This window comes from Sphingomonas sp. BK069 (assembly GCF_014193405.1).
In the GTDB taxonomy this organism is placed as follows: Bacteria; Pseudomonadota; Alphaproteobacteria; order Sphingomonadales; family Sphingomonadaceae; genus Sphingomonas.
This window is the reverse complement of sequence record NZ_JACHZH010000027.1, coordinates 1-1,249: the sequence shown is the minus strand read 5'-3', so window position 1 is coordinate 1,249 and position 1,249 is coordinate 1. Positions and strand designations below refer to the sequence as shown.

Genomic DNA, 1,249 nt, shown 5'->3' with positions numbered 1-1,249 from the left:
TGACGTGACCCCCGTTTCTTCATCCACTTGGAACTAGAGGCCGGCCCCTCGAAGGGACGGACGGAATGAAACGGAAGCAGTTTTCGGAAGAGCAGATCATCGGCATTCTGAAGGAGGCCGAGGCAGGTGCGGTGGTGACGGAGCTTTGCCGCAGGCACGGCATGTCGAGCGCGACCTACTACGCATGGAAGGCGAAGTTCGGCGGTCTGGAGGTGTCCGACGCAAAGCGTCTGAGGTCGCTCGAAGAGGAGAACGCGCGGCTCAAGCGGCTGCTCGCCGACACGATGCTGGACAACGCGGGGTTGAAAGACCTGCTGTCAAAAAAGTGGTGACGCCCGCCGCGAAGCGGCAAGCGGTCGCACATCTCCAGGCGACGTTGGGGATGAGCGAGCGGCGGGCGTGCAGTGTCGTCGGGGCAGATCGCACGAGCATGCGGTATCGGTCATGCCGGGCGGATGATGGCGACCTACGGTCGCGGCTGTGCGAGCTGGCGCAGCAGCGCCGGCGGTTCGGCTATCGGCGTCTGCACATCCTGCTGCGCCGGGATGGCATCACGATCAACCGCAAGAAGACCCAGCGGCTCTACCGTGAGGAGGGTCTGACGGTCAGACGCCGGAAAGGACGAAGGCGCGCCGTAGGCGCGCGGGCGCCTGCACCGGTGCTGGCACTTCCCAACCAGCGCTGGAGCCTGGACTTCGTGCACGACCAGCTCGTTACCGGGCGACGGTTCCGCGTGCTCAACATCGTCGACGACGTCACGCGTGAGTGCCTCCGGGCGGTGGTGGACACCTCGATCTCGGGCCGGCGGGTCGTGCGCGAACTGGCCGACCTGATCGCCGAGCGCGGCAGGCCGAAGATGATCGTCAGCGACAACGGGACCGAACTGACGTCGAACGCGGTGCTCGCCTGGTCCGGCGATGTGGGCGTCGAGTGGCACTACATCGCGCCGGGCAAGCCGACCCAAAACGGGTTCGTCGAGAGCTTCAATGGTCGCATGCGCGACGAACTGCTCAACGAGACGCTGTTCTTCACGGTTCGCCAAGCCCGCTCGATCCTGGCTCGCTGGGTCGACGACTACAACAACGAGCGCCCGCACTCTTCGCTCGGCTACGCCACCCCGGCGGCATTCGCCGCCGAACTCGAACAGCAACGGACGGGGTTAACCCCGCCCGTTGCTTCACCTGCGCTCATGCGCGACAACACCGGTCAGTCTCTGGTTGCCGCTGGATGAAAGGCGGGGGTCACGTCA

Annotated in this window: 1 protein-coding gene; it reads left to right on the top strand. The window is 65.4% G+C overall.

Annotation, left to right across the window (positions count from 1 at the left end; translation table 11 throughout):
• The first annotated feature begins 65 nt into the window (after nt 1-65).
• Nucleotides 66-1,231, top strand: a protein-coding gene (locus FHY02_RS22590; RefSeq protein ID WP_409322890.1) for an IS3 family transposase whose coding sequence is annotated in 2 segments (ribosomal slippage) — nt 66-327 and nt 327-1,231 — 1,167 coding nt in all. Because the reading frame shifts where the segments join, the coding sequence is not laid out codon by codon here.
• Nucleotides 1,232-1,249 lie beyond the last annotated feature (18 nt).